The sequence below is a fragment of the Sphingomonas jinjuensis genome, assembly GCF_014197105.1.
In the GTDB taxonomy this organism is placed as follows: domain Bacteria; phylum Pseudomonadota; class Alphaproteobacteria; order Sphingomonadales; family Sphingomonadaceae; genus Sphingomonas; species Sphingomonas jinjuensis.
In genome coordinates this window covers 205,568-228,920 of record NZ_JACIEV010000005.1, presented here as the reverse complement: position 1 = coordinate 228,920, position 23,353 = coordinate 205,568, and the positions used below count along the sequence as shown (strand labels likewise).

Annotated in this window: 23 protein-coding genes and 1 tRNA gene; 7 read left to right on the top strand and 17 right to left on the bottom strand. The window is 67.1% G+C overall.

What is annotated here, in order from left to right; translation table 11 throughout:
* Positions 1 to 30: 30 nt before the first annotated feature.
* On the bottom strand, positions 31 to 1,824 hold the full coding sequence (locus tag GGQ80_RS10655) for an ATP-binding cassette domain-containing protein (protein WP_183984568.1): 1,794 nt from the start codon (positions 1,822 to 1,824) through the stop codon (positions 31 to 33).
* Positions 1,825 to 1,975: 151 nt separating this feature from the next.
* On the opposite strand from GGQ80_RS10655, the gene GGQ80_RS10650 reads away from it, so the two are divergent.
* A complete protein-coding gene (locus GGQ80_RS10650; protein WP_183984566.1) occupies positions 1,976 to 2,359 on the top strand; it encodes a VOC family protein in 384 nt (127 codons plus the stop codon).
* On the top strand, positions 2,356 to 2,787 hold the full coding sequence (locus GGQ80_RS10645; RefSeq protein ID WP_183984563.1) for a DUF488 domain-containing protein: 432 nt from the start codon (positions 2,356 to 2,358) through the stop codon (positions 2,785 to 2,787). The genes GGQ80_RS10650 and GGQ80_RS10645 overlap by 4 nt, the downstream gene beginning before the upstream one ends.
* Positions 2,788 to 2,895: 108 nt before the next feature.
* Here GGQ80_RS10645 and GGQ80_RS10640 read toward each other — a convergent pair whose 3' ends face one another.
* From GGQ80_RS10640 to yaaA, 5 genes are all read right to left on the bottom strand, one after another.
* Positions 2,896 to 3,249, bottom strand: coding sequence for a DUF952 domain-containing protein (locus GGQ80_RS10640; protein WP_183984561.1), 354 nt, complete (start codon positions 3,247 to 3,249; stop codon positions 2,896 to 2,898).
* The gene (gyrA, locus tag GGQ80_RS10635; RefSeq protein ID WP_183984559.1) at positions 3,246 to 6,023 is read right to left on the bottom strand and encodes a DNA gyrase subunit A; all 2,778 of its coding nucleotides are present in this window, start codon (positions 6,021 to 6,023) and stop codon (positions 3,246 to 3,248) included. The genes GGQ80_RS10640 and gyrA overlap by 4 nt, the downstream gene beginning before the upstream one ends.
* Before the next feature lie 112 nt (positions 6,024 to 6,135).
* On the bottom strand, positions 6,136 to 6,387 hold the full coding sequence (locus tag GGQ80_RS10630; RefSeq protein ID WP_183984557.1) for a hypothetical protein: 252 nt from the start codon (positions 6,385 to 6,387) through the stop codon (positions 6,136 to 6,138).
* Between the two features lie 130 nt (positions 6,388 to 6,517).
* Positions 6,518 to 7,207 (bottom strand): SDR family NAD(P)-dependent oxidoreductase, encoded by a 690-nt coding sequence (locus GGQ80_RS10625; protein WP_183984555.1) that lies wholly within the window; start codon positions 7,205 to 7,207, stop codon positions 6,518 to 6,520.
* Positions 7,204 to 7,944, bottom strand: coding sequence for a peroxide stress protein YaaA (yaaA, locus tag GGQ80_RS10620; protein ID WP_183984553.1), 741 nt, complete (start codon positions 7,942 to 7,944; stop codon positions 7,204 to 7,206). The genes GGQ80_RS10625 and yaaA overlap by 4 nt, the downstream gene beginning before the upstream one ends.
* A gap of 158 nt (positions 7,945 to 8,102) precedes the next feature.
* On the opposite strand from yaaA, the gene GGQ80_RS10615 reads away from it, so the two are divergent.
* Positions 8,103 to 9,437: a tetratricopeptide repeat protein gene (locus tag GGQ80_RS10615; RefSeq protein ID WP_183984551.1), complete on the top strand. Its 1,335-nt coding sequence runs from the start codon at positions 8,103 to 8,105 to the stop codon at positions 9,435 to 9,437.
* A gap of 377 nt (positions 9,438 to 9,814) precedes the next feature.
* Here GGQ80_RS10615 and GGQ80_RS10610 read toward each other — a convergent pair whose 3' ends face one another.
* Positions 9,815 to 10,288 carry an Lrp/AsnC family transcriptional regulator gene (locus GGQ80_RS10610; protein WP_183984543.1) on the bottom strand — a complete coding sequence of 158 codons (474 nt, stop codon included), beginning with the start codon at positions 10,286 to 10,288 and terminating at the stop codon, positions 9,815 to 9,817.
* A gap of 183 nt (positions 10,289 to 10,471) precedes the next feature.
* On the opposite strand from GGQ80_RS10610, the gene GGQ80_RS10605 reads away from it, so the two are divergent.
* Together GGQ80_RS10605 and GGQ80_RS10600 are read left to right on the top strand one after the other, a co-directional pair.
* Positions 10,472 to 12,202 carry a histidine kinase dimerization/phospho-acceptor domain-containing protein gene (locus GGQ80_RS10605; RefSeq protein WP_183984541.1) on the top strand — a complete coding sequence of 577 codons (1,731 nt, stop codon included), beginning with the start codon at positions 10,472 to 10,474 and terminating at the stop codon, positions 12,200 to 12,202.
* Positions 12,203 to 12,260: 58 nt separating this feature from the next.
* A tRNA-Pro gene (locus GGQ80_RS10600) sits at positions 12,261 to 12,337 on the top strand.
* A 1,079-nt stretch (positions 12,338 to 13,416) separates the two neighbouring features.
* On the opposite strand, the gene GGQ80_RS10595 is transcribed toward GGQ80_RS10600, so the two are convergent.
* From GGQ80_RS10595 to GGQ80_RS10565, 7 genes are all read right to left on the bottom strand, one after another.
* A complete protein-coding gene (locus GGQ80_RS10595) occupies positions 13,417 to 14,013 on the bottom strand; it encodes a methyltransferase domain-containing protein (RefSeq protein ID WP_183984539.1) in 597 nt (198 codons plus the stop codon).
* Positions 14,010 to 14,663, bottom strand: a complete 654-nt coding sequence (locus GGQ80_RS10590; protein WP_183984537.1) for a PIG-L family deacetylase — start codon at positions 14,661 to 14,663, stop codon at positions 14,010 to 14,012. Before GGQ80_RS10590 ends, GGQ80_RS10595 begins: the two co-directional genes overlap by 4 nt.
* Positions 14,660 to 15,634 carry an acyl-CoA dehydrogenase family protein gene (locus GGQ80_RS10585; protein WP_183984535.1) on the bottom strand — a complete coding sequence of 325 codons (975 nt, stop codon included), beginning with the start codon at positions 15,632 to 15,634 and terminating at the stop codon, positions 14,660 to 14,662. Before GGQ80_RS10585 ends, GGQ80_RS10590 begins: the two co-directional genes overlap by 4 nt.
* On the bottom strand, positions 15,631 to 16,674 hold the full coding sequence (locus GGQ80_RS10580) for a glycosyltransferase (protein ID WP_343051014.1): 1,044 nt from the start codon (positions 16,672 to 16,674) through the stop codon (positions 15,631 to 15,633). Before GGQ80_RS10580 ends, GGQ80_RS10585 begins: the two co-directional genes overlap by 4 nt.
* Positions 16,671 to 17,105 carry a pyridoxamine 5'-phosphate oxidase family protein gene (locus tag GGQ80_RS10575; RefSeq protein WP_183984533.1) on the bottom strand — a complete coding sequence of 145 codons (435 nt, stop codon included), beginning with the start codon at positions 17,103 to 17,105 and terminating at the stop codon, positions 16,671 to 16,673. The genes GGQ80_RS10580 and GGQ80_RS10575 overlap by 4 nt, the downstream gene beginning before the upstream one ends.
* Before the next feature lie 287 nt (positions 17,106 to 17,392).
* Positions 17,393 to 18,259, bottom strand: coding sequence for a Brp/Blh family beta-carotene 15,15'-dioxygenase (locus GGQ80_RS10570; RefSeq protein WP_183984531.1), 867 nt, complete (start codon positions 18,257 to 18,259; stop codon positions 17,393 to 17,395).
* Complete coding sequence (locus GGQ80_RS10565) at positions 18,256 to 18,957, bottom strand: bacteriorhodopsin (protein ID WP_183984529.1); 702 nt, start codon at positions 18,955 to 18,957, stop codon at positions 18,256 to 18,258. The genes GGQ80_RS10570 and GGQ80_RS10565 overlap by 4 nt, the downstream gene beginning before the upstream one ends.
* Positions 18,958 to 19,178: 221 nt before the next feature.
* Here GGQ80_RS10565 and GGQ80_RS10560 point away from each other — a divergent pair, with 221 nt between their 5' ends.
* Complete coding sequence (locus GGQ80_RS10560) at positions 19,179 to 19,736, top strand: putative antibiotic biosynthesis monooxygenase (protein WP_183984527.1); 558 nt, start codon at positions 19,179 to 19,181, stop codon at positions 19,734 to 19,736.
* A gap of 40 nt (positions 19,737 to 19,776) precedes the next feature.
* On the opposite strand, the gene GGQ80_RS10555 is transcribed toward GGQ80_RS10560, so the two are convergent.
* The 3 genes from GGQ80_RS10555 to GGQ80_RS10545 all read right to left on the bottom strand — a co-directional run bounded on the left by GGQ80_RS10555 (position 19,777) and on the right by GGQ80_RS10545 (position 22,171).
* Positions 19,777 to 19,935, bottom strand: coding sequence for a hypothetical protein (locus tag GGQ80_RS10555; RefSeq protein WP_183984525.1), 159 nt, complete (start codon positions 19,933 to 19,935; stop codon positions 19,777 to 19,779).
* 112 nt (positions 19,936 to 20,047) lie between these two features.
* Positions 20,048 to 20,329 (bottom strand): protein NO VEIN domain-containing protein, encoded by a 282-nt coding sequence (locus tag GGQ80_RS18825; protein WP_425506046.1) that lies wholly within the window; start codon positions 20,327 to 20,329, stop codon positions 20,048 to 20,050.
* A 426-nt stretch (positions 20,330 to 20,755) separates the two neighbouring features.
* Complete coding sequence (locus tag GGQ80_RS10545; RefSeq protein WP_246346996.1) at positions 20,756 to 22,171, bottom strand: hypothetical protein; 1,416 nt, start codon at positions 22,169 to 22,171, stop codon at positions 20,756 to 20,758.
* A 272-nt stretch (positions 22,172 to 22,443) separates the two neighbouring features.
* Between GGQ80_RS10545 and GGQ80_RS10540 the strand changes: the two genes are divergently transcribed.
* Positions 22,444 to 23,301, top strand: coding sequence for a hypothetical protein (locus tag GGQ80_RS10540; RefSeq protein ID WP_183984521.1), 858 nt, complete (start codon positions 22,444 to 22,446; stop codon positions 23,299 to 23,301).
* Positions 23,302 to 23,353: the final 52 nt, after the last annotated feature.

Here is a 23,353-nt window from a genome sequence, read left to right as displayed (position 1 = left end):
GGCGCGGGCTACACCACCGCGTGCGCGACGTCACGCCGTCAGCGCGGCCTTGCCCTCGTCGGCATCGTCGTTCGCCGCCGCCTGGGTCAGGCCACCATCGCGGGCGAGCGCGGCAAAGGTGCCGCCCTGCGCGACCAGCTCATCGAAGCTACCCTGTTCGACGATCCTTCCCTGGTCGAGGACGATGATGCGGTCGGCGGCGCGTACCGTCGACAGGCGATGAGCGATGACGAAGGTGGTGCGGCCGGCGCGCAGGCGGTCGAGGCTTTCCTGAAGCCGCGCCTCGGTGGCGACGTCGAGCGCGCTGGTCGCCTCGTCGAGGAGCAGGATCGGCGCGTCCTTGAGCAGCGCGCGCGCGATGGCGATGCGCTGGCGCTCCCCGCCCGACAGGCCCTGGCCACGATCGCCGACGGGGGTGGCGAAACCCTGCGGCTTGCGCATGACGAAATCGTACGCGCCGGCGATCCGCGCGGCGTCCTCGATCTGCGCCATCGTCGCATCGGGATTGCCCATCGCGATATTCACGGCGATCGATCGGTTGAACAGCCCCGCCTCCTGGAACACGACGCCGGTCGCGGCGCGCAGGCTGGCGAGGGTGACGTCGCGAATGTCCTGGCCATCGACCAGGATGCGGCCCTTTTCAGGGTCATAGGCGCGCTGGAGCAGGCCGAGCGCAGTGGACTTGCCCGAGCCGGTCGGGCCGACGATCGCCACCGTCTCACCGGGCGCGACATCGAAGGCGAGGTCGTGGACCGCGCCCGATCCCCTGGGATAGCGGAACGAGACATTGTCGAAGCGGACATGCCCCCTGGCGACGGTCAGCGGCTGTGCGGCCGGGGCCTCGACGATATGCGATTCCTGATCGAGCACGCCGAAGAACAGCGCGAGCGACGGCAGGCGCTGGGCGACGTCAACGATGAAGGTCGTCATCATCTCGAGCCGGGCGACGAGCAGCGTGGCGAAACCGACGAAGGCGACGACGTCGCCGATCGTCGCGTGGTGGCGCGACACCAGCGCCGCACCGACGCCGAAGATCGCAACGATCGCGATCGACGAGGCACCGCGGGTCAGCACCGCCGAGATCGCCCACCAGTTGAGCACGGGATATTGCGCATGGAGCAGGTCGTGGAGCGACGACTTGACTTGGCGGAGCTCGCCGGGAACGGCGAGGAAGCTCTGAAGGACGGTGACGTTGCCGAACAGGTCGCCGAGCTTGCCCGACAGGTCGGTAAAGCGGTTTTCGACCATCGCCTGGCCGGTCGAGGTCCGCCGCACGACGATCAGGTTGACCGCCGAATAGATCAGCATCAGCGCGACGAGGACGAGCGCCAGCCGCCAGTTGGTGAAAAACGCGATCGGCACCAGCGCGAACAGGATCGCGGCGTTGGTGATCTGGTCGCGGAGCAGCGGCAGCCAGAGCATGAACAGGCTGTCGCAACCCGAAATCATCATCCGCATCAGCCGTCCCGAGCGTGCCTCGTTATGGAACGACGGCGGCAGCGCGAGCAGATGCTCGACGAAGCTGGCCATGCCGGCGAGGCGCCGACGGTGGGCCAGGCGGTCGGCGATCAGCGAGATGACGACGGCGGACAGGAAGCCCATCGTGCTGATCGCGCACCAGAGCGCGACATAGCGCATCGGATTGGCACGGGCGGTCAGCGCGTTGATCGCCTTGCCGAACAGCAGCGGCTCGAGCACCTGAAGCACTGCGATCAGCGCACCGGCGCCGATCAGCGCGCCCGCCTTGCCACGTTCGGGCCGAAGCAGCCCGAGTGCCCGCGTGAAGACATGACCGCGCGCAGCCGCGAAGAAAGTGGAGGCCATCGGGAACCTTGCCGCTATTCGGATTGTTGGGCACCCCGGCGCCCAAGCCGCGCCGGAAACGGGCGCGCGATTAGCCGCGGAATGGTTAACAGTCTATGGCGGTCTGCACATTGTGCGCACCATAACGGGACGAACCGAGGGATAGGCGGCGATGATCGATCATCTTGGGCTCGCGGTAATCGACATCGGTCGTTCGCGGCGCTTCTACGCCGCCGCTCTAGCGCCGCTCGGTTACCGGATCATTGCCGACACGAAGAACGACGCCGGTCATTCGGTCGTACTGATGGGAGTCGGCGAGACAGTCGACTTCGTGATTGGTGACGGCGAGCGGCCCGGGGAGGGAAGCCATGTCGCCTTCCGCGCCGCGAACCGTGCCGAGGTCGACGCTTTCCACGCCGCCGCGCTCGCCGCCGGCGGACGCGATCATGGCGCCCCCGGGCTGCGGCCCCAGTACGGCACGGGCTATTATGCCGCCTTCGTGCTCGACGCCGACGGGATCAACGTTGAGGCGGTGTTTCACGAGGAGCGGGGATGACGATCTACACCATCGGCTATGAAGCGACGACCATGGCGGAGTTCCTGGCGGCGCTCACCTCGGCCGGAGTCGAGCGCGTCATCGACGTCCGCGCGCTGCCGCTGTCGCGGCGGCCAGGCTTTTCCAAATCGTCGCTGGCGGCGTCGTTGAAGGAGGCGGGGATCGACTATGTCCACCTCCGCACACTTGGCACGCCCAAGGAAGGGCGCGATGCGGCGAAGAAGGGCGATGTCGCGACGCTGGAGCGGGTCTATGCCGAACAGCTCGAGCTGCCCGAGACGCAGGCAGAGGCGGCAATCATGATGGGCCTGGCGGCGGAGAAGCCGAGCGCGCTGCTGTGTTACGAGCGCGATCCCTGCCACTGCCACCGGACGCTGTTGTTGCGCGCGGTGGGCGAGGGGGCGGAGGTGGTGGATTTGTATGCTTAAATTGCTCCGTCCTCACCCTTCGCTGCCTGCGGCAGCTTTTTCCCTCTCCCGCCGGGAGAGGGAAGAGGCCCGCTGCCGAAGGCAGTGGGGAGAGTGAGGGTGGGTCAGTTACCCAGCGATCGGTAGCTTGATCGCCCCATCCGTCCCACGCACCAGCGGGCCGTAGGCGATGACCTCTTCGAGCAGCAGCGGCCCGTAGAGGTGCGGGAACAGCGCGCCGCCGCGGCTTTCCTCCCACTTCAGCGAACCGCCGAAGCTGCCGAGATCGATCGCCGCGATCTGGAGATCGTCGACGCCAGCGAAGTGCTTGTCGACGGTTCCCGCCAGCTGGTCCTCGGTCGACAGGTGGATGAACCCGTCGCGGCGGTCGTCGGCTGAGCCTTCGAACCGGCCATCGCGTTCCAGCGTGGCCAATTCGTCGGCGGTCAGCACCTTATAGGCGATCTGCGGGCGCTCGCTCATTCCTCGATGTCCTTCTCGCCCAGCGTGGCGGGCCCGGTGCCGTCGTCGACGATCAGCTGATCCTCGACTGGCGCGGCGGGCGCCTGAGCGAGTTCCTCGGCGACCAGCTCCTCGGCGGGATTCTCGGGCTCTTCCTCTTCGTCGATGCGCGCGGCGGACACGACGTGTTCGTTCTTGGCAACGTCGAACAGCGTCACGCCCTGCGTGTTGCGCCCGGTGACGCGGACGTCGCCGACCGAGAGGCGGATTAGCTTCGCCTGATCGGTCACCAGCATCAGCTGCTCGCCCGAATGTGCGGGGAAGCTGGCGACGACGTCGCCGTTGCGCGCCGAGGTCACGATGTTGGTGATGCCCTGGCCGCCGCGGCCGGTGCGGCGATATTCATAGGCCGAGGTGCGCTTGCCATAGCCGTTGGCGGTGACGGTGAGGACGAACTCCTCCGCCGCCTCGAACTCGGCCATGCGCTCGGGCGAGAGCGTCACGTCGCGCTCGCCTTCCTTCCAAGGCGCCGCCTTCAGATACTGGTCGCGCTCCTCGGTCGAGGCGTCGAAGCCCTTCAGGATCGACAGCGAGATCACCGCGTCGCCCTCGGCGAGGCTGACGCCGCGAACGCCGGTCGAGGTGCGGCTCTGGAATTCGCGCACGTCGGTCGAGGCGAAGCGGATCGCCTTGCCCGCCCGCGTCGCGAGCAGCACGTCGTCCGACTCGGTCAGCAGCGCGACGCCGATCAGGCGGTCGCTGCTGTCGTCGTCGAAGCGCATCGCGATCTTGCCCGCGCGCGGCACGTTGGTGAACGCATCCATCGAGTTGCGGCGGACGGTGCCGTTGGCGGTCGCGAACATGACGTGGAGGTCGCTCCACGTCGCCTCGTCCTCGGGCAGCGGCAGGACGGCGGAAATCGTCTCTCCCGCATCCATCGGCAGCAGGTTGATCATCGGCCGCCCGCGCGTCGCCGGCCCGCCCTCGGGCAGGCGCCAGACCTTCATCCGATAGACCTTGCCCGCGGTCGAGAAGAACAGGACGGGCGTGTGGGTCGAGGTGACGAACAGGTTCGTCACCGCGTCCTCCTGCTTGGTGGCCATGCCGGCACGGCCCTTGCCGCCACGCTTCTGCGCGCGGAAGGTGTCGAGCGGGGTCCGCTTGATGTAGCCGTCCGCGGTCACGGTGACGACCATGTCCTCGCGCTCGATCAGGTCCTCGTCGTCGATGCCGTCGGCGGCAGCGGCGATCTCGGTCCGCCGCGGGGTGGCGAAGATCGAGCGGACGTCGACCAGCTCCTCGCGCAATACCGCATAGAGGCGGGCGCGGTTGGCGAGGATCTCGAGCAGCTCGTTGATTGAATCGGCGAGCGTCTTCAGCTCGTCACCGATCTCGTCGCGGCCGAGCGCGGTCAGGCGATGGAGGCGCAGGTCGAGGATCGCCCGGACCTGGACGTCCGACAGGCGATAGGTGTCGCCGACCCGCTCGCTCTCCACCGCCTCGACGAGGCGCAGGTAGGAGGCGATCTCCGCCACCGGCCATTCGCGCGCGAGCAGGGCGGCGCGTGCTTCGGCGGGGCTCGCCGAGCCGCGGATCATGCGGACGACCTCGTCGAGGTTGGTCACCGCGATCACAAGGCCGAGCAGGATGTGGGCGCGGTCGCGCGCTTTCGCGAGCTCGAACTTCGAGCGGCGGGTGATGACCTGCTCGCGGAACTGGACGAAGGCGCTGATGATGTCGCGCAGGTTCAGCGTCTCGGGCCGGCCGCCGCGGATCGCGAGCATGTTGGCGGGGAACGAGCCCTGCGCGGGCGTGTGCCGCCACAGCTGGTTCAGCACCACCTCGGGCGTCGCGTCGCGCTTCAGGTCGATGACGATGCGGACGCCTTCGCGATTCGATTCGTCGCGGATGTCGCTGACGCCCTCGATCCGCTTGTCCTTCGCCGCCTCGGCGATCTTCTCGACGAGCGCGTTCTTGCCCTGCTGGAACGGGATCTCGGTCAGGACGATCGAACGCCGATCGCCGCGGCCCTCCTCGACGATGTGGCGCGAGCGGACGATGATCGAGCCGCGACCGGTCTCATAGGCCGAGCGCGCGCCCGCACGGCCGAGGATGATCGCGCCGGTCGGGAAATCGGGCCCCGGCACGATGTCCATCAGCTCTTCGGTCGTGATCGCGCCGTTGTCGATATACGCCAGGCACGCGTCGACCACTTCGCCGAGGTTATGCGGCGGGATGTTGGTCGCCATGCCGACGGCGATGCCGCCGGCGCCGTTGACGAGCAGGTTGGGGAAGCGCGCCGGCAGCACCTGTGGCTCGCGCTCGCTGCCGTCGTAGTTGGGCTGGAAATCGACGGTATCCTTGTCGAGATCCTCCATCAGATAATTGGCCGACCGGGCCAGACGCGCCTCGGTGTAGCGCATCGCGGCGGGCGGGTCGGGGTCCATCGAACCGAAGTTGCCCTGGCCGTCGATTAGCGGCAGCCGCATCGACCAGTCCTGCGTCATACGCGCCAAGGCGTCGTAGATCGCGGTGTCGCCGTGCGGGTGGTATTTACCGATCACGTCACCGACAATGCGGGCGGATTTGCGGTAGGGCCGGTTGAACAGGAAGCCGCTTTCGTTCGCCGAATACAGGATGCGGCGATGGACGGGCTTCAGGCCGTCGCGGACGTCAGGCAGCGCGCGCGCGACGATCACGGACATGGCATAGTCGAGATAGCTCGACTTCATCTCGTCGACGATGGAGATCGTCGAGACGTCGGAGGGTTCGGCGAGGGTCGTCTCGTCGGCCAAGGGTGCGGCTCTTTCGGGTTGTTACGAGGGTGTCACGCCCGTCTACGCCGCCGCTGCTCGCTTGTCACGCGCGCGTGTACGCTTACGCGCGCGCGTGATCGACGGTGGCCGCTCACTTTTTGCAGACGGCTTTCGTCGCGTTGCCCGGTTTGCCGCAGTCGTAGGTGACCGACTTGCCATTGGCCAATTTGGTGGTGACCATTTTGCCCGACGTCGTCGTCTTCTTGACGAACTGGCCATTGGCGGCGCGCTGGGTCGTCGTCTTGGTGGTCGTCTTCGTCGCGGTCTGCGCGTCGGCGATCGCCGCGGTACCGGCAATCATCGCGCCGGCCGACAGAAGGATGAAGGGAAGCGACTTGGTCATCAGACACCTTCCTATATTGTTATGGGGTGCGGCGCTCCAAGACAGGGGGATAGGAGCGCCGCTGACCCTTTTCTGCGCCCACACCGCTGACGGCGATGTGGCGCGGGCATGACAATGCCGTCACTTCGTGTCACGGTGCAATCTCTAAACCCTGATAATCGAACAACTTGCCGCTGTCGGGCGCCTTCAATCCATCGAGCACGTCGAGCAGCTGCACCGCGGCGCGATCGGGCGTGAACAGTGTGCCTTCGCGCACCCGGCCCTGGAACGGGCGTGACAGCGCGGTGTCGACGGTGCCGGGATGAAGGCCGACGACGATCGCGCGATCGTTGCGCCGACGCTCCTCGATAGCGAGCGTGCGGACGAACTGGTTGAGCGCCGCCTTCGCCGCGCGATAGCCGTACCAGCCGCCGAGCTTGTTGTCGGAGATGCTGCCGATCCGTGCCGAGAGCACCGCGAAGACGCAGCGCCCCTGGCGCGGCATGATCGGCAGGAAATGCTTCGCGACGATCGCCGGGCCGATCGCATTGATCGCGAACTGACGCGCGATCCAGGCGGGATCGAGCTCGCCGATCGACTTTTCGGGCGTCCGATCGCCCTGGTGCAGCAGGCCGGTGGCGACGACGACCAGATCGAGGACTCCACCCGTTGCCACTCGCGCCGCCGCGGCGGCGATGCTGGCCTCGTCCTCGATATCGATATGCGCCTCGCCGGGCAGCGAGCGTGCGAGGCGGATCGGCGCCTGGCCTTCCTCCGCCAGCGCGTCGGCGATGGCGGCGCCGATCCCGCCCGAGGCGCCGATGACGACCGCGCGGGTCATCGCGCGAACCGCCACTGGTCGTCGCTGCTCGCCTCGACATCGAAGCGATAGCCGTCGGCGTCGAAGCCGCGCATGTCGTCGACGTTCTCGATGCGATGCTCGACCAGCCAGCGCGCCATCATCCCGCGCGCCTTCTTCGCGTGGAAGCTGACGAACCGGTTGCCGTCGCGGAAATCGACCGCAATGACGCGGACGCTGGCGGGGAGCCGTCCGTCGACCGCCGCCCAATATTCCTGGCTGGCGAGATTGAGGACGGTGTTGGAGCCTTCGGCGGCGAGATCGTCGGCGAGCGCGTCGGCGATGCGATCGCCCCACCAGTCGGTCAGCTTCTTGCGCCGCGGCGCCCAGCGCGTGCCCATCTCCAGCCGGTAGGGCCGCATCGCATCTAGCGGACGAAGCAGGCCGTACAGACCCGACAGCATCCTGAGGTGATCCTGCGCGAACGTCACCGCCGCCTCGTCGAGCGTCGCCGCGTCGAGCCCGGTGTAGACGTCGCCAGCGAAGGCGAACATCGCTGGACGCTCGGGCGCCTCGGCAAAGTCGCGGTATCGGTCCGCGTTGAGCTTCGCCAGCGCCGGCGAGATGTGCATCAGTTCCGATAGCTTCTTCTGCGTCAGGTGCGACGCCGCCTTGGCGAGCACCGCCGCCTCGTCGGCGAAGCGCGGGCTCGTCGGCTCGACGGGCGGGAGCGCCGATTCATAATCGAGCGTCTTGGCGGGGGAGATCACGGCGATCATCGCCGCCGGGTAGCGGCATGGGCGCCCGCGTTCAATCGCGGTTCAGCGGCGGACCGGCATTTGGAACCGGCAATCATTCCCTTCGCTTGCTGGTACGCCGCGGCATCGTTAATGCCGCGGGCGATCCGCGAAAGCGCTCAACAGGAGAGTTCGCCCCCATGAAGACCATTTCGAAGCTTGCACTGGCGCTCGCGCTGACGACTGGTGTGAGCAGCCTCGCCATCACCGCCTCTCCGGCGGCTGCGGCGAAGAAGGAAGAGAAAAAGGGCGGGCTGAAGCTCAGCCCCGAAGCGCTGAAGCCGGCGCAGGCCGCGCAGACCGCGCTCGCCGCCCGCGACGTCGCGACGGCGGAGCCGCAGGTCGTGGCGCTCGAGGCTGCGGCCAAGACCGACGACGACAAGTACATTGCCGCCGCGCTGCGCTATCAGCTAGAGCAGACCAAGATCATCGCCGGTCAGCAGGCAAACCCGAACGCGCCGATCAACGAGGCGGTTCTGGCCGCCCCGCTCGACGCGCTGATCGCCAATCCGTCGACCCCGGCGGAAGATCGCGGCAAGTACGCCTATCGCCGCGGCGCGCTGGCCTACAACGGCAAGCAGTATCCCGTTGCGATCCAGTATTTCGAGCAGGCGCAGAAGCTCGGCTACGTCAATGAGGACATGGGCCTGCAGATCGCACAGGCGAAGGTCGCCAGCGGCAACGTGACCGGCGGCCTGTCGGACTTGAAGGCGGCGATCGACGCGCAGACCCAGGCCGGCAAGAAGGCGCCGGAGGATTACTACCGCTACGGCATCGCCCAGTCGAACAAGGCGGGACAGAAGCAGGTCGCGACCCAGTGGATGCTCGATTACGTCAAGGCGTATCCGACGTCGAAGACGTGGCGCGACGTCATCGTCACCTACGGCATCGGCCAGGGCAGCATCGCGACGCTCGACAAGCCGCAGAAGATCGACCTGTTCCGTCTGATGCGCGCCACGGGCTCGCTGGCCGATCAGTACGACTATGAGGAATATTCGCAGGCGCTTGCCGACCGCGGTCTGCCGCAGGAATCGAACGCGGTGATCAAGGAGGGCATCGCGTCGGGCAAGGTGCCCGCCGCCAATGCGCTCGCCAAGGAGCTGCTCGCCAATTCGGCCAAGGGCATCCAGCTCGAAGGCTCGCTGACCACCAGCGAGAACAAGGCGAAGGCCGCGGCCTCCGGCGACATCGCGGCGCAGACTGGCGACGCGTATCTCGGCACCGGCAACTATGCCAAGGCGATCGAGATGTATCAGCTGGCGCTGCAGAAGGGCGGCGCCAAGGTGAACGCCGACGAGGTCAACACCCACCTCGGCATCGCCCAGGCGCGTGCCGGCGACAAGACCGCCGCTACGGCAAGCTTCGCCAAGGTCACGACCCAGCCGCGCGCCGGTATCGCGCAGCTGTGGACGACCTATCTGCAGGCACCGCCCGCTGCCGGTGGTGCGGCACCGGCGGCTGCACCGGCTGGCTGAGCGTGATTGCGTCACCCCGGGCCTAGGCTCGGGGTGACGTGGCCCGTTCGGTCGGTATCGCTTAGAAAGGGTGGCTTGTTCTCAGGGGAGGGCTCAGCCACCTTTGCCTGGAGACGGCGCTTTGGCTGCGCTCAGCGCCTCCTCAGCACGAACGGATCGATAGGTAGCGAGCCGAGGAAGCCCCAGCCATTTGGTTGCGCATTCCCGTTCGCCCTGAGGAGAGGCTGAGCGCAGTCGAAGCCTCGTCTCGAAGGGTAGGCCAAGCCGCCTGTGGTTCGAGACGGCAGTTCGACTTCGCTCAGTGCCTCCTCGCCACGAACGGGATGGCGGAAGGCGATTGAATTGCGCCCGACCGACCGATCTGTTGAAATTGAGGTTTACCGCGCGTCGACGTCGACCGGTACGCCGCTAATCGACTTCGCGGTGCGGATCGTCAGCGACGTCTTCACGCTGGCGACGTTGGGCGCGGGCGTCAGATGCGTGGTCAGGATTTCCTGGAAGCTCTTCAGGTCCTCGGCGACAATCTTCAGGATGAAGTCGATCTCGCCGTTCAGCATGTGGCATTCGCGCACCTGGGGGATCGCGGCGACATGCTGTTCGAACGCCGTCAGGTCATGCTCGGCCTGGCTGCGCAGCGACACCATCGCGAAGACGGTGATCGGATAGCCCAGGCTCGCGGCGTCGAGATCGGCATGATAGCCGCGAATGACGCCCGCTTCCTCCAGCGCGCGGACGCGGCGCAGACAGGGCGGAGCAGTCAGACCGACGCGTTCGGCCAGATCGACGTTGGTCATCCGTCCATCCTGCTGGAGCAGGGCCATGATCTGCCGGTCGATGCGATCGAAAGCCATTGTCAACGCAACTCCTAGGGCGCCCATGAACCACCGGTGCGCGTCGCCCTCATAATAAAATTGCGGGGATACGCAATTGTCCCACTATGCGACGTCGGGTTTTTTGACGCGTTGCGCGTTGCAACAGGGCCATTAAGGAACTGTTACAGGGCGCGCCGCAGAGGGCCGCGCAGGGGGACATGCGTGAGGTTCGACGATAGCCTGAAGACGGTGTTGGCCGGCGAGTCCGCGACGGGGGTCGGCGCATCGGCCACCTGGCGTCAGCTCGTCGACCTGCTCGGTCGTGGGCGCGCCCGGGCCGACGAGCCGACGATCGCCCGGCTGCGGCTGCTCCGCCAGGCGGTGCCGACCAACGTACGCGCCGCCAGCGCACGGGCGCTCGCCTTCGCGGCGCCCGGCCCCGAACTGGTCGGGCTGTTCGCCGAGGACGAGCTGGCCATCGCCGCCCCCGTCTTGCGCACGGCGAAGCTGCTCGCGGTCGACTGGATCGCGATGCTGCCGCGACTCAACCCCGAAGGCCGGTCGGTGTTGCGCCACCGCCGCGATCTGCCCGAAGAGGTGATGCGCGCGCTCGATGCGTTCGGGCCGACCGATTTCGTCCTGCCCTGGGACGGCGGCGATACCGCCAACGACGACGCCCCGGCCGCGCCTCCCGCTGCCCCACCGGCGCCCGAACCCGATGCGCCGACGCCAGGCGTGGGCGATGCCGCGGTCAACTATGCGGTGCCGCCGCCGCCCGCCGACACGCCGCTGGCCGACACGTCGTTCGTCGCGCTGGGCGACATCGCTCGCAGCCTGCCGTTCGTCGACAAGGCGTTGCGCCAGGCGGAGCAGGTCGAATCGCCCCAGCCGGGGGCGCAGGGTGGCTATGTCATCGCCGACCTCGTCGCACGGATCGATGCCTTCAACCGCGCCCGCGATGCCGGTCCGCGCGAGCGCGAGACCGCGCCGACGGCGGCGACGGGATTCACCTTCGAAACCGACGCGGCCGGCGTCATCCGCCGCGTCGATGGCGTTGCGCCAGGGCCGCTGGTGGGCGTTTCGATCGCGTACGGCGGCGCGCAGGGCGTCGTCCGCGTCGATGCGGCGATGAACGGGGCGCTGCGCCAGCGCGCGCGGTTCGGCCATGCCAGGATCGATGTCGGCGGCTGGTCCGATGCGGCGGGATCGTGGCGGGTCGCCGGTGAGCCGATGTTCGACGAGCGGACCGGTCGCTTCCTCGGTTTCCGTGCCGCCGCCCGCCGCCCGCGGATCGAAGAGGGCGCCGAACCGGCGCCGCGGCAGGGCGCATCGGATGCGATCCGCGAACTGGTCCACGAACTGCGCACGCCGACCAACGCCATCGCCGGCTTCGCCGAGCTGATCGAGGCGCAGCTGCTTGGCCCGGTGCCACTCCACTATCGCCATCACGCCGCCACCATCCGCGAACAGGCGATGCTGCTAATCGGCGCGATCGACGATCTCGACACGGCGGCGCGGATCGAGGGCAGGGCGCTCGACCTGCGGGTGACCGAAGTGCCGCTGGCGACCATGCTGCAGCGGCTGGCCGACGAGCTGGCGCCGCTCGCGCAGAACCGCGGGGTCGAGGTGATGGTCGATGTCGATCCCGCGCTGACGCTGTACGTCGACGAGCGGGCCGGCGAACGACTGTTCGCGCGGATGCTGTCGCTGGCGATCGGCGGGACGAGCGGCATGTTGCGCGTCGCGGCATCGACCGGGGACGGCGTGGCGACGATCTCACTACCGGCGCCGGCGACGGGCAGCGACGAGGAGGCGGGATCGCTACTCGGCAGTGAATTCACCCTGCGGCTGGCTCGCAACCTGGCGGCGGAACTCGGCGGAACGCTGACGATCGCGGGCGATCGGCTTGTCGTGACGCTGCCCGCCACGCCGCGCAACGCGGTTGCCGGCTGAGCGGATCGTATCGCCGCTTGCGCGCGAGGGCCGGTCGCCGCTAAAGGGCGGCGCTGGGCGGGGAGTGGCGCAGCCCGGTAGCGCGCCTGCTTTGGGAGCAGGATGTCGCAGGTTCGAATCCTGTCTCCCCGACCAACTCCCGCTAAGTTACTGATGTCAGGTTTCCAACCCGGCGATCGGGAACCGTTGTACCCCTGGTTGTACCTACTGGGGGAGCAAGGAGGGGAATTGCCGAACCTGAAACTGCGCGGCGGCAGCTTTCATTCGCGGCGGCAAATGATGGTGGCCGGCCAGCCGCTGCCTCTCTCCATTTTGTTACGAACCGGGGGTTTTCACCGCGCGCATTGGATCCGACGAACTGAGCGTCGCAGCCGGGAATTGTGCAGCAGACCTGCCCTTCACCGCCGGCTGGGTCGGGATCGGCTGCTTCATGCTTCAATTTGCCTGTCTGTTCGCCGCGTGGGTGCGACCTGATCGGGGAGCGCGTGACGAAGCGACAAACGCTAAACGGTCGGGGCCCTTACTACCACGATCGGCCGTCCGATTGAGCCGCACGGCTCCCGATAGCGGCCGTTCCGCTTTCGTCCGGGTGGCGTACCCGGAAGCTGGCATGTCGTAGCTACGAAAGGCTTGTTGAGTGACGTTCAAGAGCCTTGGGCAACCGTGACCGTCAACAAATAAGTGGATCGCAAATGGCGATAGCGATCGGATAGCGATCGAACGCATGGAGTGCGCGCTCCGCTAGTCAGAAAATCGCTCGTTTCGCGCCGTTGACCATATTCGCATATCCCCCAACCGAGCCGTCTCGTTCAAGTGGACGATCCTGGCGCAGCAATGGAGAAAGACGTTCCCTTGGATCCCTGGGCGAGCGCATACACAATGTTGCAGAAATGGCGCTGCGCGTCGGCCATTAATGGATGTTTGCTGTTGAGCGGGGGCCCCACACCGGCCAACGGATGCATTTGGGGCATGTTGTCATCCGAAAGCGCACTCAATCCGACGGCGTGGTGCCCGTGTCTGTTTCGCTTCTGCGGTTTAGCGCCTGGCGGACGCGATCGAGCAGATCGTTTTGGTAAGGCTTGCAAGGCTGTCGAAGCTGCGCAGGGGACCCTTTGCGACAAGCTCCTTGCTATGCCCAGTGGTCATCAGAACAGGCAGATCGGGCGCACGACGCGCGAGTTCCCTGGCAAGGACCTCCCGTCGTTGCTCCCTGCTCAGCATACAGGCGCCCATTGACGACGGCCGCAAGCTACCACCAGCCAACGACCGGTGCGACGTACGATCTTGCAGTTCCACTCGCGACCTGTCTGATCGAGAAAGGCTTGCTGCAGATGGGCGGCGTGCTGAGCGAAGTCGTGGAAGTCGATGCGATGATGGGCCAGCACCAATTGTCCGCCCGGCCGAAGGGCACTCGCGACGTCGCGCGCCATTTGCCGCATCGCGTGAGGCGAAAGATAGTAGAGCAACTCGGCGATGACAATGATGTCATAGCGGATGCGCGGGAAGCGGGCCGGCACCGCGAGGCGGATCGCGCGGGCGCGGTGACTATGGTTGCGGAGCGCCAATCCGACGAGGCGGGTTCCCGCGGCCGTTGCCTCGGTGGCGTCGAGCCTGAGCGCTCGTGCGGCGATCATGCGGCTGTTCGATCCGTTGCCCGCAGCGAGTTCCAGTATGCGCCCATGCGGTCCGGCTCCAATCGCATGCCGGATCGCCGCGCGTTTTGTTGCTTCGTCATGATCGGAGAAGGTGCGCCATGGATCCGAGTCGTTGCTGAAGGTGCGCTCGAACCCGGCGAGCGTGATCGGCTTCATCGCCCGGCCATCGGCGCGAAGACCTCCTGAGGCCGGCTGAAGGCGGCGATCTGGCCCGGCGTCATGGCGAAGCCGTTCGGGTCGTCGGTGATGGCGCCGGCCTGCGTCTGATAGCGACGAAGCGCCAGCCGCTTGGCGAGACGTTCCTGCGCGGTGAGCGGAAGTGCGCGTGCGCCGCATAGGCGCTGCCCTGCGGGCCATACGGGATAGCGCCACCAGGTCAGGCCGCACTGGCGGTGCGCCGCGGCCGCCACGACGCGATGGTCGGGATGGTCATCAGCGAGCGATGGCGCGAACGCCAGCAAGGGCCGGGGTAGCTGCATCGCCGCGCGCATGACGTAGCGATGCACGGCGGACGCCGTCTCGCCAAGTCGCCCGTCGGGAAGGCCGAGGAAGACGATCGACGACGCGTTGACGCCGAGATCGCGCATCACGCGTCTCGTTTCGCGCTGACGCTGGCGCACTAGTCGCTCGCGCGGCCACAGTCGGCTGCCGGGATGCGACGCGGCACCATCGCTGACGACGACGATCGCGATCGTTGCTCCGCGCCGTGCAAGCCGCTTAATCAGCGCATGGGCGGCGATCGCTTCATCGTCGGGATGGGGCGCGACGATCAGCAAGGCGCGCGTGCGACCGGGAAGGAAAGTCACAGCGCCGGCCGCAGCACGCCGGCGGCGACGGCGGCGCCCACCTGCATCCGCTGCGCGTCAGGGCCGGGCTGGCGAAGGTACATGGAAAGATCGGTGATCGCGTCGGCAAGCGGGTGGTCCACAAACAGCGAGGAGACGCCCACCGCCTCCTGCGCCAGTGCCAGCGCCTCGCCGCCCGATTCATAAACCGCGGCACGGGCTGCAGCGACGCGGGGTAGGCGAGAGGCATTGTCCTCGAACCAGCCATCGGCGGCGCGCCTCACTGCCGCTGCTGACGCCTCAGCCAATGCAAACAGCCGGGCGAGACGTCCTGCCTGATGCGGGTCTGCGGCGCGATCGAGCGCCACGAGATGGTCGCGGACGATATCGACCAGCCGCGCAATGCCGCCGGCCTGGACCGCCGTGAAGCGCAGCGCGCCGCCGCTGAACCACGGCTCGCGGACATAGTCGCCGGACGCCCCGATCAGTGCCTCCTGTTCGACAACGGCATCATGCCAGCGCACGACATGCGTTTCCGATCGCTGCATGCCCACGACGCACCAGATGCTGCGATCAATGGTTGGCGGCGCGGCAGCCAGATCGATCAGCACTAGCTGCCGGCCGCCGTCCCCCTCCACAGTGACAAGCGCGTGGGACAGGATGCCAGCGCCCGACGCAAAACTCTTGCCGCCGTTCAGGCGACCGTCGACCAAATGGAGCGGTGCGCCCTTAAGGTCGGCATTCCAGACGCCGAACGTCGCGCCCTTGTCGATCGCCGCTCTCAGCGAGTGGCGTTGCGCCGGGGTGCCATAGCGGGCGACGATCTGCACGGCGTCGACATGCCCCTCGAACAATCGACCGAGCGGCAGGTCCTCGCGACCCACGCGATAGAGGAGCCCGAGCAGGGCGAGCAGCGATCCCGCGTCCGGCGGATCGCCCAGGAAGGGGCTATCGTTGGCGAGGGCGGCGAGCCGAGCGGGCAGGGCGGTCATGCCGCCTTGACCGAGACGGTATGGGTGAGCGCTCGCAGCGTATCCTCGGCCATGGCGAGTGGAACTTGCCGCATACCGCCGGGCGCCTCTGGGACAACGCGCATGGCGAATGCCTCGGCATTCGGGCAGTCGCGAGCGACCCCGCGCAGGTGATCGGGGGTCAAGCGGATCGCATCCGCCAGGGCCACGAAATCGCTGTTCGGAAAGCTATGGCGAGCGAGCGCGTGGTGGCGATACTGCCACACCTGATCGAGCGGATGCGTGACGCGGACGGCGTCCAGTCCCATTCGATCGAGCATGTGCAGCGCCGTTGCGAGGCCGCCCTGCGCCCGGCCGATCCGCCGCGCTGAGGTATGGACCACGCTTGCGGCGTCGCGGCGGACGCGAAGGCCGAGGCGGGCGGCATCATCGACCAGCCTGGCGTCTTCCCCGCTTGCCAAGAGCGCGAACCCGCCAAGTGCCGCATAGGCCTCGCTGCGGATTGCCAGATTGGCACCGCTGGCGTGGTGATGTGTCGCGGGGGCTTCCCAGGCGAGGGGATCGATCAAGCGGCGTAGCGCATAGAGCTGCGCATAATATTGCTCGATACTATCCTGCGCGTGATGCTGCTCATGGTCAGTGCGGATCACGTCACCCGCGACCAGATCGGCCATGCCGATAGCGGCCATGGTCGCGTGGAGCCAGTCGGCGCGCGGCTGGCTGTCGGCGTCAGTCGTCATCAGGACACCGCCGGCCCTTCCCAGCGCTGCAACGCCCAGCGCCATGGCGGCGCGACGGGCGATCCCCGCGTTGGCTGTCGTTGATCGGGCCGTCGCAATCCGCACCGAATGACGCGATCGCCCCGCGTAGCCGGCAGCGATCCGGCCGCTATCGTCGGAGCAACTGTCGAGGAGCAGGCAGAGGACCACGGTAGCACGCGGCGGAACCGCAAGCCGTTCGATCGCGTCGAGAAACCGGGGAAGCCGCGCCGCTTCATTGCGCGCGGGGACGCAGATCGCGAACCGCAGCGAAGGATCGGTCGACGCCGCCGCTATGCTCACGCCTGCAGCTCGCCCTCGTCGCTCCCATCCCAGTACCGAATCCGGTGGGCATGAATCTTGATCATGACCACGCCGGGCGTGTCGATGCCTTCAGGGAAATAACGATCGAGATCCTTGGTCCAGTGCGCCTCGAATTGCGCCGCGTCGTCGATCAGCTCGGCGTGCCCGTCGACGGCGACGAACAGGGGCGAACCGCCCAGCATGCCCGCGGCGCCGGTATAGCTGAGGCAGACCTCCGGCTGACGACGGATGTCGGCCACTTTACGCGAGTCATCATAGGCAAAGAAATAGCTGTCACCGGCATAGTCCACGTCGCTGTTATTGCTCATAGGGCGCGCCGTCATGGCGCGATCGCTCGAATGAGTGGCCAGCATCGCGAAATCGAGATTGGCCATCCTCGTCGACAGTTCGTGCAACGTCAACTCTGCCACGGCGCTGAATCCTTGTGCTGCGAGCTTGGACGACCGCCTTACGCCGCGTCGCTCGTATCAAGGTCGAAACGAGCGCTAGCGAAACTGGTTCAACACCTTTCATGTTGATGTCGATCGCTAAAGCAAGTGTCTAACAAGATTGGCCAAGGGCGGCGCATGAGCTTTGATAGTGCCGCTCGCTCCCTTCAGCTCGGAGACGGCGAACGGGGCGTCGTCATCCTGCCGGGTCGACATGGCCAGATCTTCATTTCCGCCTGGAAGGCGCGATCCCAGGCGGCTCGCGACCGTCACCCATGCGCAGCGCCTCGGTTCCAAGCGTCCTGCCGCGTGCGGCTCCAGTCGCCGGCCGGCTCTCGCGCGTCGCGTGGTTCGAAGAGGGGCGTGACGAGGAGGTGCGGCATGGCAAGGGCAGCGATGCCGGCGAAGAGGCCGCGCACACCGCTCGGATCGACATGGTGGAGGATCACCGCCACCAATCCAGCCAGCAACACCGCCGCCGCGAAGACCGGCGCAACCGTTCGCAGATAGGCATAGGTGGTGCTGCATCCCAGCCGATCGCGGTGCTCGAACGTCTGCGGTAGGGCGTGGAGCATCAGGAACCCGATCGTGAAGCCGACCAGCGGAGGCAGAAGCAGCAGCGCAGCCATCCCGCCCGCAAGGCGCACGTCCCGACGCCGCCAGGCCAGCCAAAGCAGAGCCGTGCCGGCTATGCCGCCGGCCTGAGCGATGATCGGCGTGAAGGTCGACACTCCGAACGACGCCCCTCCCGCGACGCGAAGCAGGGATGCATAGCCCGCCGGATGCAGCGCCGCCGGCGCCGCGATCAGCGCTATCCCCCTTGCGCCACGCTCCGCGATCGATCCATGCGGCGCGTCCTCCAGGCCGAAGTGGACCGCCGATGCGACCAGGAAGGCTGGCAACGCCACCGAAGGATCGGCCGTCCACCACAGCATGGTCGCAAGCGACACGACGGCATAGGCTGAGAGGAACGCCGGACGTTTGGCCGGCTCCACGACCGCAAGATCGCCAGCACCATGAAGCATGCCTACGACACCGATGCCTGCGATCGCAAAGGCCAGCTGACCCGCCAGCGAAGCGCTTGACGCCGCCGCCGCTGCTGCTGTCAGCATCAGCCAGGCAGCCCGACGTTTCATGCCCGGCTCGGGCCTTCGCCCAATGCCTTGTCGAGGTTTGCCGCGGCATAAAAGGCGTAAGCGACCTTGGCGACGACATCCATGATGAGGATCGCCCAAACCGACGTGGGATCGCTGATCATCTTCAGTCCCTCGGGACCGACGAGGAAGACGATCGGGTAGAGGAACCAGATCACGGTCAGGAAAGAGATGTTCTTGCCATAGGCGATCGCCAGGGGCTTGCCACGCTCTGCAACCGTCGCACGCAATGGCCCCCAGAGGAGATACAGGACACCCACGAAGGCGACGCAGGACCACAGATACCAGACCCACTTCGCTACGGGCGCCGCGGCAAGCGACGAAACCAGCCCGGCCACGATCATCAGCACGTCGAGAACGATGATCGAGGTGAGATAGCCCCCAACCTCTCCCGTCCGGCCACGTTCGTGAAAGGCCGTCAGGACAAGTCCCGCCAGCAGGATCGGCGTCGTCACCGACCAGTCGAGATACCGGGCGAGATAGGTCGCCGTTCCATCGCCCTTGACCAGAGTCCCGATGCCGAAGGCCATCGCCAGATATGCCGTAGCCGCGATGAAGGGCACTGCCGCATGCAACAGTGTATGGTGTCGCGCTGGTGGCGCCTTGCTGCCCTTGGCATAGATCGCCAGCGAGGCGAGCGACATGATCGCGAACCCGATCAAGAAAGCAGTCTGATCCATCAGGACATTCCTCGCTGCGGATCGACCGTCTGCCAGATCCACGAACGCAACGCGGATTGTTGCAAAATGTTGCTAAAGGCGATGCCGGTTTCGATCTTTAGGCTATGATGCCGGGAACCCCGCTAGCGGCAAAAGCTCCGACTGCGGCGATCCGCCGAGCGGCTGATCCCCTGAGCAACGAGGCCCCCCCCGGCAACCGAGGTCGAGGGCCGAGCATTCTGGTGGGTATGCCAGCCGATCCCGAACAGACCGCCACCATCGTCATCAGCCGCGCCGTGCGCGTCGGTCATGAGGAGGCGTTCAGCGCCTGGGTCGATCGGCTCGATCGTCTTGCCGCCGGCGCATCGGGGTATCGAGCGGCGATCCGGCTGGGCCAGACGGCGGGGTTCCAGCACCTGCTATTCCGCTTCGACGATCGCACCGCCGCCGATGCCTGGCGGTGCAGTGAGCCGATGGCGGCGCTGAGCGCGGAGGCCGATCGTTTCTCGACCGCCCTGCTCCAGCTCGACACTGGCAATGTCGTCGCCTTCGAGCTGCCGAGCGACGCCAGCGCTAGCAAGTGGAAGCGGTTCGTCACGACATGGCTCGCGATCTTCCCTATCCTGCTGATCGTCAGTTCGCTCGTCCGCCTGCCGCTCAAGGACGCGCCGCTGCCGTTGCAGCTGATCCCTTCGTCGCTGCTGCTCACCGCGACGCTGCAATGGATCGTGTTGCCGCGGCTGCAGCGCTACACCCGCTTCTGGGTGCTCCAGAACAGCGCTGGTCGCTTGCAAACATGAGGGAGCGGCGAGGCAATCGGCCTCGCCGCCCCTCGGTCGATCAATCGCGCGACGGGCTCGATGCGTTGACCGGTTCGGGTGCCGACACCGCGCGAAGCGTCTGCTCCTGCGCGTCCGGTTCGATCCGCCGCTGCCGATCGATCCGATCGATCTTCACCGGCCCGCCCGATTTCAGCGCCTCGACGATCGCCTCGATCACCACCAGATCCGCCAGCCCTTCCTCACCATCGAGTTCGACGACCGTGTCGTTGAGGATGCAATCCGAAAAATAGCGCAGCTCGCCGCCGAACTGGTCGGTCGCCTTGTAGCGCTCATGCTCCTTGTCGCTGCCGACCTGGCGCGTCTGTTCCAGACCGAAAGCTAACCTGAAAGCTGGCCGGCATCAGCGACGCATGCGCGTCCAGCGGCGGTCGCAGTTCGAACCTGCGCGGATTGCGAGCGAAGTCCCAGACCCGGACATGGCACCAATCGTGGCGATGCTCTTCCGACACGGCCAACTCGTTACGGCTTATAGGAAAGGGCGTGCGCTTCGATTTATTGGTGGTCTTCACTTCGATAGGGCGAGGTCGATCATCGAATTCGACGCAGGCGATGGCGTAGCCGGTGCCGTCGTTGTCCTGGTGCGAAACTCAACGAACGCGATCGGCCGGATCGTCTCGCCGGCGGCAATCAGCGACGATCTTTTGTGAAGAACGATACTCGGGTGAAGCTTTCACGACGAAGGGCGATGCCCGCCGACCCGGCGGTCCGCGACTGGATGGCGCGATGCGGCGAACGAATGGCCGCTGGCGAAAAGTAGCGGCACATCGTTGGCCCCGACGCGCCGGATAGCTCGCCGCGTCGGGGCCGCGTCAGGGGCGCTCCCCGTCATCGGCCGCTAACTTTTTTTGCGCACACATTTTGTACCCATCGCTGCGCAACTCGCAGCCAGACGGGTTATTCGTTGACGAGAAATCGACGACTAAGCGGGCCGGAGAAAAATTCGGAGAATCCTGTCTCGCCGACCAACTCTCTCTCGGTCACGTCCTAACGCTCAGGTCTCGCCGCAGGTAGACCAAGCTGTGCCCCCCGCCGCGCGCGGTGCGGAAGATCAGGCGATAGTCGCGGGCGAGCGCCTCCTCGACCAGCGACAGGGTCGATCGGTTCCATTCAGCCAGTGGCTCGTCGAGGGTGACGATCACCGGTGGACGCTGCGCCAGGATACGGCGGACCTCGGCGGTTTCGTCGATACCGCTGGCGCCGCGCTCTGGCTCATAGGCGAGTGTCGACGGGAAGGCGCGGCTGGTCGGCAGGCAGGTGTTCGACAGATAATAGGTGATCGAGTCGCCCGCGAAGACATAGGGGCACGCTCGCCCGCTGTTGGCGGCGACGATCCGGGCGACGGCGCGCGCGCCTGTGCCATCGTCGGCCGGCAGCAGCACCTTGATGACGAACATCACGATTCCGCCGGCGAAGAAGGCGGGCATCGCCCAGCGCCGACGGCCGAGCGCCCCCGCGGCGATCACCGCGAGCGGTGGCAGCAGCGGTAGCGCGTAGTGGTCGAAAAAGGCGCCGATCATCGCATAGGCGACCAGCGCCGCCGCGAGCCAGCCGAACGCCAGCCTGATCTCCGGCGAGCGTGGGCGCGTCCGCCAGACGGCGATAGCGGCGATGACGAACGGCGCCAGCTGCGCCCAGGTCCCGGCGAGGCGGCCGGCGATCTTGGCGGCAGGATATCCGCGGCGCAGCGCGACCGAGGCGAAATTGGCGAACCAGAAGGCGTCGAACGCTGCGGCCCCGCGAGCAGCATAGATCGCCATCACCGCCAGCGTCGGCGCAAGCGCCGGGACGATCCACGCGGTTGCCGCCAGGGACAGCATCGACCACGATACGCCGCCACGACGCGCATAGTAGAGATGGGCGACGCCGAGCCAGGCACCCTCGACGATCGGCGTGTACTTCGTCTGGATCGCCAGTCCGGCAAGAAGGCAGGCAGCGGCGCCGCTCGCCAGGATTGTGCCGCGCCGCCCCTCCTGCGCCCACCGCGGGAGGTTCAGCGTCAGCAGCGCGGCGCCGGCGACGAAGAGATTGTAGAAGACCGGCGACTGGCCGGCGCGCCCGCTTAGCAACGGCAGCCACAGGAGATAGGCGACACCCGCCGCCACGGCCGGGCCGCGCGCTGCACCGAGCCGTTCGGCACCGCAGACGATGACGAAGGCCGTGGCGGCCGCGAACAGCGTCGCGACGAGCTGATAGGCGAGGATGCCGTCGCCGGGCAGCAGCCGCATCGCCGCGTAGAGCGCGAACAGGCCGACCGGCTTGCGATCCCAGATGTCGAGATAGGGCCACGCGCCATGGAGCATGCGGTCGCCGACGAGGAGGTAATATTGCTCGTCGACATGGACGATCGGGTTGCCGAAGTCGTGGCAGCGCAGCGCGATGGCGACCAGCAGCATCAGAATGGCGATCGGCCAGGGCGATCGCCTGGCAACGGCTGTCCACATCGGCTCCAACGATCAGGCGACCACCGGCGGATCGTGCCGGTCGGCGGCCAGTCTAGGGCGAGTGCAGACGCGAAGCGACCGAACTATTTCGCGCCGCGTCGCTGCGGGTCGGGGCCAGCCGCGTCGTTCTAGTCCGTATGCGGGTCATGGGAATGGTCGATAGCGTGCGGCGGTGGGTCGAGCGGCCCCGTGTCGCTCGCGTACTGCGGACGGCGGGACGCGCCGTGGCGCCGCTGCTCTCGCTCGGCATCCTGGCGGCGGCACTGGTCGAATTGCGTCTGCTCGACTGGCATGCGGTGGCCGCGATGGTGCCGCGCGATCCGCGCTTCTGGCCGATGTTCGCGCTGGCCTATGCGACGCCGGTGCTGTGCGACTGGGCGATCTATCGCCGGCTATGGGGCGTGCCCGCCAGCGGTATCGCGGCGCTCGCGGGCAAGATGATCGGCAATGACCTGCTGATCGGCTATGCCGGCGAGGCCTATCTGATCGCCTGGGCAAGAGCGCGCGGCCAGCCGGTTCGAGCCGCACTTGCCGCGGTAAAGGACGTGTCGATCCTGTCGGCGGTGGTGGGCAACGGCGCGACGCTGTTCCTGACCATCGCGGCACTGCCGTTTCTCGGCGCGCTACAGCTGGGCGTGCCGGGGTGGATCGTGGCGGCATCGGTCGCGGTGATCGCGGCGCCGCCGCTGCTCGCCCTCATCCTGCGCCGGCGTCTGTTCGGCCTGCCGGCGGCATCGCTGAGAACGGTCGCTGCGATCCATGCGGTGCGGGCGACGGCGACGGTCTCGCTGACGGCGCTGCTGTGGCACCTCGCGATGCCGCAGGTCGCGGTGTTCTGGTGGCTGGTGCTTTCGGCGCTGAAGCTGGTCGTCTCGCGATTGCCGCTGGTGTCGAACAAGGACCTGGTCTTCGCCGGGGTGACGGTCGCGCTGCTCGGCCATCAGGCGGGGGTGCCGCTGATGCTGTCGATGATCGCGACGCTGACGCTGGCAACGCATGTCGCGGTGGGTGCGGTGCTGGGCATCGCCGGGATGGCGGACGCGGCGATGCGCCGGGGCCGGGTCGCGGCGCCTGTCGGATAAAATTTCCTCCCGCGGTGCGGGACCGTCGCCATGGCGTCGTCATCGATGTGAC

Coding starts and splice junctions, on each gene's coding strand:
- GGQ80_RS10655 (WP_183984568.1), bottom strand. CDS start 1,824: ATGGCCTCCACTTTCTTCGCGGCTGCGCGCGGTCATGTCTTCACGCGG.
- GGQ80_RS10650 (WP_183984566.1), top strand. CDS start 1,976: ATGATCGATCATCTTGGGCTCGCGGTAATCGACATCGGTCGTTCGCGG.
- GGQ80_RS10645 (WP_183984563.1), top strand. CDS start 2,356: ATGACGATCTACACCATCGGCTATGAAGCGACGACCATGGCGGAGTTC.
- GGQ80_RS10640 (WP_183984561.1), bottom strand. CDS start 3,249: ATGAGCGAGCGCCCGCAGATCGCCTATAAGGTGCTGACCGCCGACGAA.
- GGQ80_RS10630 (WP_183984557.1), bottom strand. CDS start 6,387: ATGACCAAGTCGCTTCCCTTCATCCTTCTGTCGGCCGGCGCGATGATT.
- GGQ80_RS10625 (WP_183984555.1), bottom strand. CDS start 7,207: ATGACCCGCGCGGTCGTCATCGGCGCCTCGGGCGGGATCGGCGCCGCC.
- yaaA (WP_183984553.1), bottom strand. CDS start 7,944: ATGATCGCCGTGATCTCCCCCGCCAAGACGCTCGATTATGAATCGGCG.
- GGQ80_RS10615 (WP_183984551.1), top strand. CDS start 8,103: ATGAAGACCATTTCGAAGCTTGCACTGGCGCTCGCGCTGACGACTGGT.
- GGQ80_RS10610 (WP_183984543.1), bottom strand. CDS start 10,288: ATGGCTTTCGATCGCATCGACCGGCAGATCATGGCCCTGCTCCAGCAG.
- GGQ80_RS10595 (WP_183984539.1), bottom strand. CDS start 14,013: ATGAAGCCGATCACGCTCGCCGGGTTCGAGCGCACCTTCAGCAACGAC.
- GGQ80_RS10585 (WP_183984535.1), bottom strand. CDS start 15,634: ATGACCGCCCTGCCCGCTCGGCTCGCCGCCCTCGCCAACGATAGCCCC.
- GGQ80_RS10570 (WP_183984531.1), bottom strand. CDS start 18,259: ATGAAACGTCGGGCTGCCTGGCTGATGCTGACAGCAGCAGCGGCGGCG.
- GGQ80_RS10565 (WP_183984529.1), bottom strand. CDS start 18,957: ATGGATCAGACTGCTTTCTTGATCGGGTTCGCGATCATGTCGCTCGCC.
- GGQ80_RS10545 (WP_246346996.1), bottom strand. CDS start 22,171: ATGCTGCTGGTCGCCATCGCGCTGCGCTGCCACGACTTCGGCAACCCG.